This is a genomic window from Polaromonas glacialis (assembly GCF_000709345.1).
GTDB lineage: Bacteria > Pseudomonadota > Gammaproteobacteria > Burkholderiales > Burkholderiaceae_C > Polaromonas > Polaromonas glacialis.
The window spans coordinates 425,396-440,571 of the sequence record NZ_KL448323.1; the positions used below are offsets into that span (position 1 = coordinate 425,396).

General features: G+C 63.0%; 11 protein-coding genes. 8 read left to right on the plus strand and 3 right to left on the minus strand.

The annotated features are described in order from the left end of the window. Positions 1-8: 8 nt before the first annotated feature. Positions 9-608: a TIGR00645 family protein gene (locus tag EC86_RS0102325; protein WP_029524097.1), complete on the minus strand. Its 600-nt coding sequence runs from the start codon at positions 606-608 to the stop codon at positions 9-11. Positions 609-754: 146 nt separating this feature from the next. On the opposite strand from EC86_RS0102325, the gene acs reads away from it, so the two are divergent. Next, positions 755-2,749, plus strand: coding sequence for an acetate--CoA ligase (gene acs, locus EC86_RS0102330; RefSeq protein ID WP_029524098.1), 1,995 nt, complete (start codon positions 755-757; stop codon positions 2,747-2,749). A gap of 100 nt (positions 2,750-2,849) precedes the next feature. On the opposite strand, the gene EC86_RS0102335 is transcribed toward acs, so the two are convergent. After that, positions 2,850-3,164, minus strand: a complete 315-nt coding sequence (locus EC86_RS0102335) for a c-type cytochrome (protein WP_029524099.1) — start codon at positions 3,162-3,164, stop codon at positions 2,850-2,852. Between the two features lie 133 nt (positions 3,165-3,297). On the opposite strand from EC86_RS0102335, the gene EC86_RS0102340 reads away from it, so the two are divergent. Next, positions 3,298-3,540: a TIGR04438 family Trp-rich protein gene (locus EC86_RS0102340; RefSeq protein ID WP_029524100.1), complete on the plus strand. Its 243-nt coding sequence runs from the start codon at positions 3,298-3,300 to the stop codon at positions 3,538-3,540. Between the two features lie 103 nt (positions 3,541-3,643). Here the strand turns inward: EC86_RS0102340 and ilvD are convergent, their stop codons facing one another. After that, entirely contained in the window at positions 3,644-5,338 is a 1,695-nt protein-coding gene (gene ilvD, locus EC86_RS0102345; protein ID WP_029524101.1) for a dihydroxy-acid dehydratase, read from the minus strand. Between the two features lie 305 nt (positions 5,339-5,643). On the opposite strand from ilvD, the gene EC86_RS26860 reads away from it, so the two are divergent. The 6 genes from EC86_RS26860 to EC86_RS0102375 all read left to right on the plus strand — a co-directional run bounded on the left by EC86_RS26860 (position 5,644) and on the right by EC86_RS0102375 (position 15,166). Further along, positions 5,644-9,165, plus strand: a complete 3,522-nt coding sequence (locus EC86_RS26860) for a CHASE3 domain-containing protein (RefSeq protein WP_051675684.1) — start codon at positions 5,644-5,646, stop codon at positions 9,163-9,165. A 49-nt stretch (positions 9,166-9,214) separates the two neighbouring features. Then, on the plus strand, positions 9,215-10,030 hold the full coding sequence (gene lgt / locus EC86_RS0102355; protein ID WP_029524103.1) for a prolipoprotein diacylglyceryl transferase: 816 nt from the start codon (positions 9,215-9,217) through the stop codon (positions 10,028-10,030). Between the two features lie 101 nt (positions 10,031-10,131). Continuing rightward, positions 10,132-11,589: a malonyl-CoA decarboxylase gene (locus tag EC86_RS0102360; protein ID WP_029524104.1), complete on the plus strand. Its 1,458-nt coding sequence runs from the start codon at positions 10,132-10,134 to the stop codon at positions 11,587-11,589. Positions 11,590-11,636: 47 nt separating this feature from the next. Beyond that, on the plus strand, positions 11,637-12,632 hold the full coding sequence (locus EC86_RS0102365; RefSeq protein WP_029524105.1) for a Bug family tripartite tricarboxylate transporter substrate binding protein: 996 nt from the start codon (positions 11,637-11,639) through the stop codon (positions 12,630-12,632). A 194-nt stretch (positions 12,633-12,826) separates the two neighbouring features. Then, positions 12,827-13,609 carry an enoyl-CoA hydratase/isomerase family protein gene (locus EC86_RS0102370; RefSeq protein WP_029524106.1) on the plus strand — a complete coding sequence of 261 codons (783 nt, stop codon included), beginning with the start codon at positions 12,827-12,829 and terminating at the stop codon, positions 13,607-13,609. A gap of 36 nt (positions 13,610-13,645) precedes the next feature. Continuing rightward, positions 13,646-15,166: a malonate--CoA ligase gene (locus EC86_RS0102375; protein ID WP_029524107.1), complete on the plus strand. Its 1,521-nt coding sequence runs from the start codon at positions 13,646-13,648 to the stop codon at positions 15,164-15,166. Positions 15,167-15,176: the final 10 nt, after the last annotated feature.

The following is a 15,176-nucleotide window of genomic DNA, read 5'->3' on the forward strand; positions in this document are numbered from 1 at the left end:
TGACGGGTTCAGTGGGAGTTCTGGTTCTGCGACATCATGCGGTCGGTTGCGGCAATCGCCAGGGCGCTGAGCAGGAAGGTGATGTGGATCACCGTTTGCGCAATCAGCACCCGGTCGGTGTAGTTGTCGGCATTGATGAAGGTCTTGAGCAGGTGGATCGAGCTGATGCCGATGATGGCCGTGGCCAGCTTGACCTTGAGCACCGAGGCATTCACATGGCTCAGCCACTCCGGCTGGTCGCGGTGGCCTTCGAGGTCCAGGCGGCTGACAAAGGTCTCATAACCCCCGACAATGACCATGATCAGCAGGTTTGAAATCATCACCACGTCAATCAGCGCCAGCACCACCAGCATGATGACGGTCTCGTTCAGCGTGGTCACCGGCGCGCCGGTCTTGTAGCCAATGCTCGTGACGAGCGCCTGCAAGGCCGTCTGGCTGCCAAAGACCGCCTCGACCAGGTGCAGCAACTCCACCAGGAAATGGAAGACATAGACACCCTGGGCCGCGATCAGCCCCAGATACAGCGGCACCTGCAGCCAGCGGCTGGCGAAGATCAGGTTGGGCAAAGGGCGCAGCGGCGTGAGTTTTGGGGGGATGGGCAGGGACATGGGGCAAACCGTTATGAGAGGCTGGGAATTGTAGGGCGCGCCGAACTCCGGCCGAATTGCATGGATTAAGGGTGAAGCACGTCAGTGGCCTGTAAGTGCGAAGGCCGAAAGTACGCTCGATTCAATGACCCAAGGAGACATGATTAATGAGCACCCCTGACAATTCCATCCAGTCCACATTGGTTGAAAACCGCGTGTTTCCACCCAGCGATGCCACCGTGCAGTCCGCCCGAATCTCCGGCATGGAAGGCTACAACGCCCTGTGCGCCGAAGCCGAAAATGATTTCGAAGGCTTCTGGGCCCGGCTGGCGCGTGAAAACCTGAGCTGGAACAAGCCGTTTACCCAGGTGCTGGATGAATCCAATGCGCCGTTCTACCAGTGGTTTGCCGATGGCGAGTTGAATGCCTCCTACAACTGCCTGGACCGCCACCTCGGCACGCCGACGGAAGACAAGAAAGCCATCATTTTCGAAAGCGACGACGGCAAGGTCACCAACGTCACCTACAAGGAACTGCACGCCAAGGTCAGCCAGTTTGCCAGCGCCCTGAAGGAAATGGGCGTCCAGAAGGGTGACCGCGTGGTCATCTACATGCCGATGACGGTCGAGGGCATCGTCGCCATGCAGGCCTGCGCCCGCATCGGCGCCACGCATTCGGTGGTGTTTGGCGGCTTCTCGGCCAAGAGCCTGCAGGAGCGAATCCAGGACGCCGGCGCCGTGGCGGTCATCACCGCCAACTACCAGTTGCGCGGCGGCAAGGAACTGCCGCTCAAGGCCATCGTCGATGAAGGCATTGCGATGGGCGGCTGCGAGTCGATCAAGAACGTGGTCGTGTACCAGCGCACGCCGAGCGCGTGCAACATGGTCGAAGGCCGCGACAGCCTGATGCATGAAGTCATGGACAAGGCCAACCCGGTGTGCGAGCCCGAATTCGTCGGCGCCGAGCATCCGCTGTTCGTGCTCTACACCTCCGGCTCCACCGGCAAGCCCAAGGGCGTGCAGCACAGCACCGGCGGCTACCTGCTGTGGGCCAAGCTGACCATGGACTGGACCTTCGACCTGCAGCCTGGCGATGTGTTCTGGTGTACCGCCGACATCGGCTGGATCACCGGCCACACCTACATCACCTACGGCCCGCTGGCCGCCGGCGCGACGCAAGTGGTGTTCGAAGGCATTCCGACCTACCCGAATGCCGGCCGCTTCTGGCAGATGATCGAAAAGCACAAGGTCTCGATCTTCTATACCGCGCCGACCGCCATCCGCTCGCTGATCAAGGCCGCCGACGCCGATGCTGACGTGCATCCGGACCGCTCCGACCTGAGCAGCCTGCGCATCCTGGGCTCGGTCGGCGAGCCGATCAACCCCGAAGCTTGGATGTGGTACTACAAAAACATCGGCGGCGAGCGTTGCCCGGTGGTCGATACCTTCTGGCAGACCGAAACCGGCGGCCACATGATCACGCCGCTGCCCGGCGCCACGCCGCTGGTGCCCGGCAGCTGCACGCTGCCGCTGCCCGGCATCATGGCCGCCATCGTCGATGAAACCGGCAACGACGTGCCCAACGGCTCGGGCGGCTTGCTGGTCGTCAAGCGCCCCTGGCCGTCGATGATCCGCACCATCTGGAACGACCCCGAGCGTTTCAAGAAGAGCTATTTCCCTGAAGAACTCGGCGGCACGATCTACCTGGCCGGCGACGGCGCGGTGCGCAACATTGACAACGGCTACTTCCGCATCACCGGCCGTATCGACGACGTGCTGAACGTGTCGGGGCACCGCATGGGCACGATGGAAATCGAGTCGGCGCTGGTGGCCCATCCGCTGGTGGCCGAAGCCGCCGTGGTCGGCCGTCCCGACGACCTGACCGGCGAAGCCATCGTGGCCTTCGTCGTGCTCAAGCGTTCGCGTCCTGAAGGGGAAGAAGGCAAGGCCATTGCCAAGGAATTGCGCGACTGGGTCGGCAAGCAGATCGGCCCCATTGCCAAGCCCAAGGACATCCGCTTTGGCGACAACCTGCCCAAGACGCGCAGCGGCAAGATCATGCGCCGCCTGTTGCGCGGCGTGGCCAAGGGCGAAGCGGTCACGCAAGACACCTCGACGCTGGAAAATCCAGCGATTCTGGAGCAACTGTCGCAGAACCTGTAAGCTTTTTACAGGCCAGGCCGACCATTGAAAAAGCCCGTCATTGACGGGCTTTTTTTACTTGTCCACCCTGAATCCAGGGCATTCCAGCGACTGCGAGACGCTACTTTTGCGCCAGGATCCAGGCGACCAGCTGCTTGGCTTCTGCCGGCGTGACCTGCGCATTGGCCGGCATGGGAACGGGGCCCCAGACACCAGCTCCTCCCTTGAGTACCTTGGCTTCGAGCTTGGCCACTGCGTTTGCCTGTCCGGCATATTTGGCCGCCACCTCCTTGTAGGAAGGCCCAACCAGCTTCTTGTCAACAGCGTGGCAGGCCATGCAGTTTTTTGCCGTTGCCAGTTGCAGGTCAGCCATGGCCGGAGCGCAGACTGTCCAGGTTGCCACCACGGAAGCAATTGTCAAAAGAGTGCGTTTCAGTTTCATGGCTTGCCTCAGTCGTAAAGGGTGATGGATTCGGTTACAGTGATTTAACGCGATTGTAGGGGCGGGCGTTGACCATATACCTTGGTCACAGACCGCAGAGGGTCCGCCCGATTTTCAGGAGTTCGGCATGTATTTGTTATTGATTGGCGTTTTGGGACTGGCCCTGAAATACCTGGCCGTCGAACCGGTGGCCGGTTTGAGCTGGTGGCTGGTTTTGTCGCCGTTTGCACTGGCTGTCGCCTGGTGGGCATGGGCTGACGCCTCAGGCTACACCAAGCGCAAGGAAATTGAAAAGATGGATGGCCGCAAGCAAAAACGTATCGACAGGCAGCGCGCGGCCATGGGCCTGACATCTAAAAAACGGCCTTGAAGCCGTCGGTTTGCACCCGCAATAGGGCTGCTTTGAGCAAGGTAAAAAGCCCGTGAAGTTTGTAACTCACGGGCTTTTTTCAGCGCATCTCAGCGCTCAGGCATCAATAGTCGTCCAGCACGGCGCCCTTGCTGGCGCTTGACGCGTTGAACGCGAACTTGGCCTGCACGCCGCGCGTGTAGCGCGGTGCCGGTGCCGTCCAGCCGACCTTGCGGCTTTCGAGCTCGGCGTCGCTGATGTTCAGTTGCAGCAGCAGTTGCTTGGCATCGATGGTGATCGAATCGCCTTCCCGGATGAAGGCGATGTTCCCGCCAGCTGCCGCTTCAGGCGCCACATGGCCAACCACCATGCCCCAGGTGCCGCCGGAAAAACGCCCGTCGGTGATCAGACCGACGCTTTCACCCAGGCCGGCGCCAATCAAGGCGCCGGTGGGGGCCAGCATTTCCGGCATGCCGGGGCCGCCCTTGGGGCCGAGGTAGCGCAGCACCATCACGTCGCCGGCCACGATCCTGCCGTCCAGAATCGCCTTCAGGCCGGACTGCTCATCGTCGAACACGCGGGCCGGGCCGGTCATGACCGGATTCTTCAGGCCGGTGATCTTGGCCACACAGCCTTCGGGCGACAGGTTGCCCTTAAGGATGGCAAGGTGACCCTGGGCATACATCGGCTTGCCGATGGGGCGGATCACGTCCTGGTCAGCGCGCGGCGCATCGGGAACGTCGGCCAGCACTTCGGCAATGGTCTGGCCCGAAATGGTGATGCAGTCGCCATGCAGCAGGCCGGCGACCAGCAGCATCTTCATGACCTGCGGAATGCCGCCGGCCTGGTGCAGGTCCACCGCCAGGTACTCGCCCGATGGTTTCAGGTTGCACAGCACCGGGGTTTTCTGGCGCACGCGCTCGAAGTCGTCAATCGTCCATTCGACGCCGGCGGCATGGGCAATCGCCAGGAAGTGCAGCACCGCATTGGTCGAGCCGCCGGTGGCCATGATGACGGCCACCGCGTTTTCGATGGATTTGCGGGTGATGATGTCGCGCGGCTTGATGTCTTTCTTGACCGCCTCGATCAGCACCCGGGCCGACTCCTGGGCCGAGTTCAGCTTTTCGTCATGCGGATTGGCCATGGTGCTGGAGTAGGGCAGCGAAATGCCCAGCGCCTCGAAGGCGCTGGACATGGTGTTGGCGGTGTACATGCCGCCGCAGCTGCCGGTGCCGGGAATGGCGCGGCGCTCGATCTGCAGCAGGTCTTCGTCGCTCAGGCGGCCGGCGGCGTTCTCGCCGACGGCTTCAAACACGCTGACGATGTTCAGGTCCTTGCCCTTGTAATGGCCGGGCAGGATGGTGCCGCCATAGACGTAAATCGCCGGCACGTTGGCGCGCAGCATGCCCATCAGGCCGCCGGGCATGTTCTTGTCGCAGCCGCCGACGACCAGCACGCCGTCCATCCACTGGCCCTGCACGCAGGTTTCGATGCAGTCCGAGATGACCTCGCGGCTGACCAGCGAATACTTCATGCCTTCGGTGCCCATGGCCATGCCGTCGGAAATCGTCGGCGTGCCGAACACCTGCGAATTGCCGCCGGCTTCTTCAATCGCGGCAATCGCCGCGTCGGCCAGCTTCTGCAGGCCGCTGTTGCACGGCGTGATGGTGCTGTGGCCGTTGGCCACGCCGATCATGGGTTTTTTGAAGTCATCGGCTTCGTAGCCCATGGCGTAGTACATCGAGCGGTTCGGGGCGCGCGATTTGCCTTCGGTGATGTTGGCCGAACGGCGGTTGATCTGGATGACTTTGGTTTCCATGGGTTTGCCTTGAGGTTTTCAAAAGAGTGACGTCAGGGGAGATTATCCAGTGCCTGGCGGGCCGGCCCTGCTGCGCTTCATGGCGTTTGCACCGGGCTGACGGCATTTCGCTGGCCGAACAGGAAGCATGCCTTGCGGGTCCCGGCCGGAAGTTGAAATTTGCAAGGTGCATGAAGGCTAAAAGGCGTAACGTTAGGCGTGCTAGGTAGTGAAAATTACTTTTGTTACTCTATGGCCAGTTATGTTTCCGCCTTTGAAAGGCTTCACGCAATGACGAACGCTTTCTTTCAGGCCTGGATGCCGGCATGACCGCGTCGGGTCCGCAAACGGACAAGGCCTTGCGCGGCCCGGGCAGTGCGGGCATTTGCGCAAGCTTGCCCGGTAAAGCACTGCCGGCCTTCATCAACAAACGCCTGCTGGTCCGAGCCCTGCTGGTGTTTGTACTCGGCTGCCTGGCGGGCGTGGGTTGGCTGGCGTACCGAAACATGCAGGCCGCAACCGATTCCGAACGCTGGGAAGCGCACACCCGCGTGGTGATCCAGGAACTTGGCGAACTGCTCTCCAGCCTCAAGGACGCCGAAACCGGGCAGCGCGGCTTCATCATCACCGGGAATCCTGACTACCTGGCGTCGTACCATGAAAGTCTGAAAACCTTCCCGGTCCGGCTGGCGGAAGTGCGCCGCCTGACAGCAGCCAATCCCGATGAGCAGAAGCAACGGCTCGCCGCGCTCGTGCCGCTGGCCGCAGCTAATTTCGCCGATATGAAAGCGCTTGTTGCGCTGCGCGAGGCTAAAGGATTGCAGGCTGCCAGCGAGTCGCTCATGGTGGGGTCAGGCAAGTCGACCATGGACCAGATTCGCCTGCTGGTGGCCCAAGCGCAGGCGCAAGAGATGCAATTCTTGAAAGACCGCGTCATCAAAAGCCAGTCTGACAATCGCAAGTCGAGTCAATCGCTTTTGCTGACCAGCGCGCTGGGCGGTTTCGCGCTGCTGCTGCTGCTGGTCTGCCTGCGGTGGGAGCGGGCCAGCCGACGCCGGGCCGAGACGGCGCAGGACGCGAGCGAGGAGCGTTATGGCCGCTTGTTCAATTCGATTGACGAAGGCTTTTGCATCATCGAGTTGATCTTTGACGAAAGCCGGCAGCCGGTTGATTGCCTCTGTCTGGAAGCAAATCCGGCGTTTGAGAGGCATACCGGCATCTGCGGCGCGGCAGGAAAACGGATCAGCGAGATCGCCCCGGGTCAGACAGCGGACGGCATCGAGATGTATGCCAAAGTCTTGCGGACCGGCGAGGCGATCCGCTTTGTCAACCCCTCGAAAGCGCTGGACCGCTGCCTGGAAGGCTATGCCTGCCGGATCGGCGGGCCGGAGAGTGCAACCATCGCCGTTCTTGTTCGCGACATCACCGAGCGCCAGCGCTCGCAAAAAGCCCTGTGCGAATCGCAACGGTTTTTGCGCTCCTCCCTTGATGCCTTGTCGGGCCATATCGCCGTGCTGGATGAGTCGGGAACGATTCTGGAAATCAACGAGGCCTGGCAACGCTTTGCCGATGAAAACCAGCCGCCGGGCGTGGCTGCGTCCGGCATCGGGATCGGCGTCAATTACCTTGATCATTGCCGGCAGACCTTGCTGCAGGGTGGCGACACCCCGGCTTATGCGTTGGCCATCCAGGACATCATCGCCGGACGGCGCATGCGCTTCGAGATGGAATACCCTTGTGACTCGCCGACCGAGAAGCGCTGGTTTGTCATGCGGGTCACGCGCTTCCAGAGCGCCGGGCCGGTCCGCATCGTCATCGTGCATGACGACTGCACCGAACGAAAACTGGCCGAAAACGCCCAGCGCGAAAGCGATGAACGCTACCGCAAGCTGTTCAATTCGATGGACGAGGGTTTCTGCATTATTGACATCGTGTTCAACGACCGGGCACAAGCGGTGGATTGCCGCTTTGTGGAAGTCAATCCGGCTTTTTCGGTGCAGACGGGAATACACGGCATTGCCGGAAAACGCCTGCGTGAAATCGCCCCGGACCATCAAGCGGGATGGCTGGAAACTTGCGGCAAGGTGGCCCTGACAGGCCAACCCATTCGGTTCACCCACGATGAAAAAGCGCTTGGCATCAAGTTCGATATTTATGCCGCGCCGCTGGGTAGCGATGAAAGCCGAAAAGTCGCCATCGTCTTCAACAACATCACCGAACGCAGCAGGGCAGCCGAAGCCCTGCTCCAAAGCGAGCAGCGTTTTCGCGCCTTGTTCGACTGGGGCCCGGTCGCAATGCACTCGTGCGACCATTCCGGAACGATTCTGGAATTCAACCGCGGCGCCGTCGATTTATGGGGACGCAAACCAAAGCCAGGGGAAACCGACGAACAGTTTCGCGGCTCGTTCAAATTCCATCACCCTGACGGCAGCTTGCGCTCCTACGCGCAAACCGGAATGGCCAAGGTTTTGAGGGGTGAGATCACGGCGGCGCATAACGTTGAAGTGGTCATTGAAAGGTCCGACGGGTTGCGAAAGGCTGTGGTCGGCAATATTGTTCCGCTCAAGAACAACCGGGGCGAGATTACCGGCGCCATCAACTGCTTTTACGACATCACCGAGCGCAGCCGCCTGGAGCGGCAGACGCAGGCGCAGGCGCAGGCCCTGGCTGACTTGCACCGACGCAAGGACGAATTCCTGGCGATGCTCAGCCATGAACTGCGCAACCCGCTGGCGCCGCTGACCAGCGCGGCGGAACTGCTTGGGCGACAGGAGAACCAGGACCCGGTGTACCGGCAGGCCTGTCAGGTCATCGAGCGGCAGGTGAGCCAGATGAAGCACCTGATCGATGACCTGCTGGAGGTTTCCCGCATCACCAGCGGCAATGTGCGGCTTCGCAAGGAGCCGGTCCGCGTGGCCGATATCGTCGAAAGGGCGCTGGAAACGGCCCAGCCGCTGATCGCCAGGCGACGGCAACAGCTCACCGTGTCGCTGCCGCCGCATCCGGTCTGGCTCGATGCCGACGCCACCCGGCTGGAGCAGGTGCTGGTGAACCTGCTCAACAACGCCGCCAAGTACACCGACGAGGGCGGCCACCTGTGGCTGAGCGTCGTGCAGGAAGGCGATGCAACGGCCGGCGGGGCGGTGGCCGTGATCAAGGTGCGCGATAACGGCATGGGCATCGCCGCCGAACTGCTGCCGCACATCTTTGACCTGTTCACGCAAGCCGAGCGCGCCATCGACCGCTCGCAAGGCGGCATGGGCATCGGCTTGAGCCTGGTCCGGCAACTGGTCGAGCTGCACGCAGGCAGCGTCAAGGCGTACAGCACCCTGGGGCAGGGCAGTGAATTTGTCGTGCGCCTGCCGGTCGGGCAGGCTGCCGCGCGGCTGCTGTCCTTGCCGCCGGCTGTGGCCAGGCCGGCCAGGCCTGCGGGCAGGCGCTGCCGGGTGCTGGCCGTCGATGACAGCGTCGATGCGGTGGAGTTCCTGGCCAGGCTGCTCAGGCTGTCCGGGCACGAGGTTGAAGTCGCCTACGACGGCCCCGGCGCCGTGCAAGCCGCGCTGGCCATGCGCCCCGACGTGGTGCTGCTCGACATTGGCCTGCCGGGGCTCACGGGTTACGAGGTGGCCAGGCAGTTGCGCCAGGAACCCGCGCTGAAAAACACCGTGCTGGTCGCCCTGACAGGCTATGGACGCGAGTCGGACCGGCAGCGCTCCAGAAACGCCGGTTTTTCCTACCATCTGGTCAAGCCGGCCGGGGTGCGCGAGGTGGAAGAAATACTGGCAACCGTTGGCGAGCGACTCGCCTTGCAGGCCAGGCCGGCGCTAGCCGTGGCGCCTGAAGTCTGAAGGCTGCGGGCGCCAGCGGTGGCCTGGCTTGCATGCACAATGGCACCCCATGCTCATTCATCCTGAAATCAATCCTGTTGCGCTGCAACTTGGCCCCCTGGCCATTCACTGGTACGGCCTGACCTACCTGGCCGCCTTTGGCCTGTTTTTTTTCCTGGCCAGCCTGCGCCTGCGACACGAACCGTATGCGTCCATCTCCGGGCCGGGTGCCTGGTCGCGCCGGGACATCGAGGACATCTTGTTCCTGGGCGTGATGGGCGTGGTGATTGGCGGGCGGCTGGGTTACTGCCTGTTCTACAAGCCCGGCTACTACGCCACCCATCCGCTGGAAATTTTCTATGTCTGGCAGGGCGGCATGAGCTTTCACGGCGGCATGCTGGGCGTGCTGGCGTCGCAGCTCTGGTTTGCCCGCTCGCGCCACCGGCCATGGCTGCAGGTGATGGACTTCATCGCGCCTTGCGTGCCGACCGGACTGGCCGCAGGGCGCGTCGGCAACTTCATCAATGGCGAGCTGTGGGGCCGCTTCAGCGCGCCTGATTTGCCGTGGGGCATGGTCTTCAGGCACAGCGGCTCGATGCTGCCGCGCCATCCGTCGCAGGTCTACCAGTTCCTGATGGAGGGCCTGCTGCTGTTCGTGCTGCTATGGCTGTATGCGCGCAAGCCGCGCAAGATGGGCCAGGTCTCGGGCGCCTTCCTGGTCGGCTATGGCGTGTTCCGTTTCATTGCCGAGTTTTTCCGCGAGCCCGATGATTTCCTGGGCATCCTGGCGCTGGGCATGAGCATGGGACAGTGGCTGTGCATCCCCATGATCGCAGCGGGTGTCTGGCTCTGGGTTTGGGCCTCAAACAGGGCTTTGCGCATATAGCACGGGCGTAGGCAGCTATTTATTTAATAGCAAATCAGATTTTTCCTTTTTTCGGAACGGCAAGGAATGCCGGCATTCCGTCACTTCCAGGAGTTTCTTCCATGAGCACCAGCAACTGGATTGGCCGCAGCGTCTCCCGGCTGCTGCCTGGCGCCTCGCCGAAACCGGAGGCTGACGCGCAGGCTGCGAGCGGCACATCGGGAACGCCAGCGCCGGCCGCCCGATCCACTCAGGCGCGCCTGGACGCCACGCTTCGCCAGGAAGGCGAGGCGCTGTCGCCGCGCCTGCTGCGCCGGGCCTTCGAGGAACTCCAGGCCATCATCGACCCGCGTGTGAGCGAGATCGAGGGCGGGCGCCGCGCGATGGACGTGGCCGCCTGGCATGCCAGCGCGCCGCTGGCGCAGCGCCGCGACCTGTGGCTGCTGATGAGCGAGATGTTTGTCGCCGATGCGCAAAAAGCCAAAGAGGCCCAGGCCCGGTTCGCCGCCGCAGTCGGCACGCCTGACGAAGCCGTGGCCGAGGTGCATTACCGCCGCGCCACCGTGTCGCCGCGCCGCCGCCTGCTCCAGCGCTTCAGCGTGTACCCGCAGGGCGTTCAGTTCCTGGTCGAACTGCGCGCCGAAATACTGCCTTTTCTCAAAGCTGACAAGCGGCTGATGGCGCTGGATGTGGAAATGGAGTACATGTTCTCGACCTGGTTCGACGTGGGTTTTCTGGACCTGCGCCGCATCAGCTGGGATTCGCCGGCGTCGCTGATTGAAAAACTGATCGAGTACGAAGCGGTGCATGACATCAAGAGCTGGTCCGATGTGAAGAACCGCTTGGACAGCGACCGCCGCTGCTACGGGTTTTTTCACCCGCGCCTGCCAGGGGTGCCCCTGATTTTTGTCGAGGTCGCGCTGGTCGATGAAATGGCCGAAGGCATCATGCCGCTGCTGGACGAACAGGCGGCTGCGGCCGACCTGGGCAAGGCGACGACGGCCATTTTCTATTCGATCAGCAACACCCAGCCCGGTTTGCGCGGCGTGAGTTTTGGCGACTCGCTGATCAAGCGCGTGGCGGAAACGCTGAAGGACGAATTTCCCAAGCTCAAGGTGTTTGCCACGCTGTCGCCGATTCCGGGTTTGCGCGGCTGGCTGGGCAGGAATGCCGCAGCGCTGTTTGAGGGGCTGACCGACAAGGAACGTGCGGCGCTGGGCCATGCCATTGGGACCGGCGCGCCCACGCCGGGCAGCTTCCTGGCGGCGATTGAACATCCGCTGGACTTGGCGGACAACTCGCCGGTTCGCCAGTTGCTGCTGCAATGTGCCGCGCACTACCTCGGGCAGGGGCTGAAGGACGGCAAGCCGCTCGACCCGGTGGCGCGCTTCCACCTGGGCAACGGCGCCCGGGTCGAGCGGCTCAACTGGGCCGCCGACCCGTCGCCCAAGGGTCTCAAGCAGTCCTACGGACTGATGGTGAACTACCTGTACGACCTCAAGCGCCTCGACAAGCACCGGGCCATGCTGGCGCAGGGGAAAGTCCCGGTATCCACCGAGATCCATGATTTGTATATTTGACAACTTGCCTTCAACAGGCCCGAGCTAGAAATAAAAAGGAGACTTGCATGACATTTCACATTGAGAACAGCGGCACCCGACGCAGCATCCTGCGCGCCGCCGCAGCCGGCATGGCGGCGCTGTCCTGGGCAAGCCACGCCCAGTCGGCCTGGCCTGCCAAGCCCGTCACCGTCATCGTGCCGTTTCCGGCCGGCGGCGGCACCGACGCCTTTGCCCGCCCGCTGTCGGCGCAATTCGCCAAGCTGACCGGCAAGCAGCTCATCATCGACAACCGGGGCGGCGCGGGCGGCACGCTGGGCGCCGGCATTGCGGCGCGTGCGCAGCCCGACGGCTACACGCTGTTCATGGGCGCGGTTCACCATGCGATTGCGCCGTCGATGTACCCCAAGCTTGACTACGACATTGAAAAAGACTTCGTGCCGCTGGCGCTGGTGGCCAATGTGCCGCAGGTGCTGGTCGTCAACCCGAAGAACCTTCCGGGCGACTTCAAGGATTTCCTGGCGCAGGTGCGCGCCAAGCCGGCCCGCTTCAACTACGGCTCGGCGGGCGCGGGCACCTCGCACCATCTGGCCGGCGAGCTGTTCAAGCAGCAGACAAAAACCTTCATCACGCACATTCCCTACCGGGGCGCGGGGCCCGCGCTGCAGGACCTGATCTCGGGCAACGTGGACATGATGTTCGACGGCCTGGGCTCGTCGGCGGCGCACATCAAGGGCGGCCGCATCAAGGCGCTGATGGTCTCGGGCGCCAGGCGCAACCCGGCTTTCCCCGACGTGCCGTGCGCGGCCGAACTCGGCCTGCCCGACTACACCGTCACCACCTGGTACGGCATGTGGGCGCCCAAGGGCACGCCGCTTGAGGTGCAGGCGCGCATCGTCGAAGACCTGCGCAAGGCCGCAGCGACCGACGAGCTGAAAACCATCTGGGCGAGCAACGGCGCCGAGTTCGGCAACCTGACGCCCGCGCAGTTCGGCGCGTTTGTCAGCGCCGAAGTCAAGCGCTGGGCGGCTGTCGTCAAAGCCTCTGGCGCCAAACTCGACTAGGAATGGCCCCCACGCTCCCCGCTTCGCGTGGTTCGCTGCAGGGTGTTGCCCCCACGCTCCCCACTTCGTGTGGTTCGCTGCCCCCCGAGGGGGCCACTGCGCCTGTGGCCCGGCGAAGCCGGTTCCACGGCCCCTGCTGGCTGGGGAATGCTGCCTTTCACCATGCTTGAAACTTGCCGCAGGAAATTGATTCGATGAGTGGCGCTGTACTTCTTGAGGTTTCGGGTTCGCTGGCGACGGTGACGCTGTCGCATCCCGGCAAGTTCAACGCCATGTCGCGTGTGATGTGGCGCGAATTACGCACCGTGTTTGCATCCATCCAGCAGCGTCGCGATGTGCATTGCGTGCTGGTCCAGGGCGAGAACGGCCACTTTTGCGCGGGCGGCGACATTTCCGAATACGCCGGTTTCCGCTTCGAGCAAGCCAGCCTGCGCGACTTTCATGAAAACGACGTCTGGGGCGGGCTGCAGGCGATGCTCGACTGCGACGTGCCCATCGTGGCGCGCATCGAGGGCAATTGCATGGGCGCCGGCGTCGAGATCGCCAGCTGCTGCGACCTGCGCATCGCCGCCGACAGCGCCCGCTTTGGCGCGCCGATTGGCAAGCTGGGCTTTCCGATGGCGCCGCGCGAGGCGGCGCTGGTGATGCGCGCCGTGGGCGAGTTGACGGCGCGCGAAATGCTGCTGTCGGCCGCCGTTCTGGACGCGGCCGAGATGAAACAGCGCGGCTTTCTGAACCAGGTGCTGGCGCTTGATGCGCTGGGCGCTGCGGTGCAGGAGCGCCTCCAGCGCATCGGGCAGCTGGCGCCGCAGGCCGCGCGCCTGAATAAAGCATCATTTCGGGCTCTTGCGCACGTCCCGCCTGCGCAAGCAGCTATTAATATAATAGCGACCGCGTATGACTACGCGGCCTCTGGCGAACACCGTGAGGGCATAGGCGCCTTCATGGAAAAGCGTCCGCCGGCCTTCAGCACCTAGATGGCTGCATTCCCCATTTTTGACATCCCCAATTCCATGACCAACCACAACCTGTTTGCCGCGCTGCGTTCGGCCTTTCCCGGCGACCTGGACGAAGTCGCCATTGAAACCGGCCCCGGCCTGCTGTATTCATGGCGCGACCTGGAGCACGGCAGCGCCATGATGGCCAACCTGCTGCAGTCGCTCAATCTTCCTGAAGGCGCCCGGATTGCCGTGCAGGTCGAGAAATCGGTCGAGGCGATGGTGCTTTACCTGGCCACGCTGCGCGCCGGCTATGTGTTTTTGCCGCTGAACACCGCCTACCAGAGCGCCGAGATCGAGTATTTTCTAGGCAACGCCGAGCCGTCGGTGGTGGTCTGCGGCAGCGCCAATTTTGGCTGGGTCAGCAAGATCGCCTTCAAGGCCGGCACGCAAAACGTCTTCACGCTCGACGATGACCGCACCGGCTCGCTGCTGGAGCGCGCCGCGCATTGCAGCGACCGGCATGAAGTCGTCGCCCGACAGGCTGACGACATGGCCGCGATTTTGTACACCAGCGGCACCACCGGGCGCAGCAAGGGCGCGATGCTGTCGCATGGCAACCTGCTGAGCAATGCGCGGGTGCTCAAGGACTACTGGGGCTGGAAACCGGGCGACGTGCTGATCCACGCGCTGCCGATCTTCCATGTCCACGGCCTGTTCGTCGCCATCCACGGCGCGCTGATCAACGGCAGCAAGATGATCTGGCTGTCGAAGTTCGATCCGAAAAAGGTCATTGAAAAACTGCCCGAAGCTACTGTGTTCATGGGCGTGCCGACGCTGTATGTGCGGCTGCTGGCCGAGCCCGGCCTGAACCGCGAAGCCTGCCGCAGCATGCGCCTGTTCATCGCCGGTTCGGCGCCGCTGCTGATCGAGACCTTCCGCGAATGGCAGGAGCGCACCGGTCACACCATTTTGGAGCGCTACGGCATGTCCGAAACCGCCATGCTGACGTCCAACCCCTACCAGGGCGGCGAGCGGCGCGGCGGAACGGTCGGCTTTGCGCTGCCGGGCGTCAGCCTGCGCGTCGTGGACGACACGGGCCAGCGCCTGCCGCCAGGCGAGATCGGCAACATCCAGGTCAAGGGGCCGAATGTCTTTTCGGGCTACTGGCGCATGCCAGAAAAAACCGCCGAGGAGTTCACCCTGGAGGGCTATTTCAGGACCGGCGACGTCGGCAAGGTTGACGCGGACGGCTACATCACCATCGTCGGGCGCAGCAGAGACCTGATCATCAGCGGCGGCTACAACGTCTATCCGGCTGAAATCGAAGGCTTTATCAACGAGCTGCCCGGCGTGCTTGAGAGCGCCGTGGTCGGCGTACCGCACCCGGACTTTGGCGAGGTCGGCGTGGCCGTGGTGATTGCCAGGCCCGGCGCCACGCTTGATAGCCTGCGGATCGTGGCCGAGATGAAGTCAAAAATGGCCAACTTCAAGGTGCCCAAGCACTGCTTCGTGGTCAGCGAGCTGCCGCGCAACACCATGGGCAAGGTGCAGAAAAATGTCTTGCGCGAGCAGTACAAGGCGCTGTTCGCCTGAAGCCCGCAGG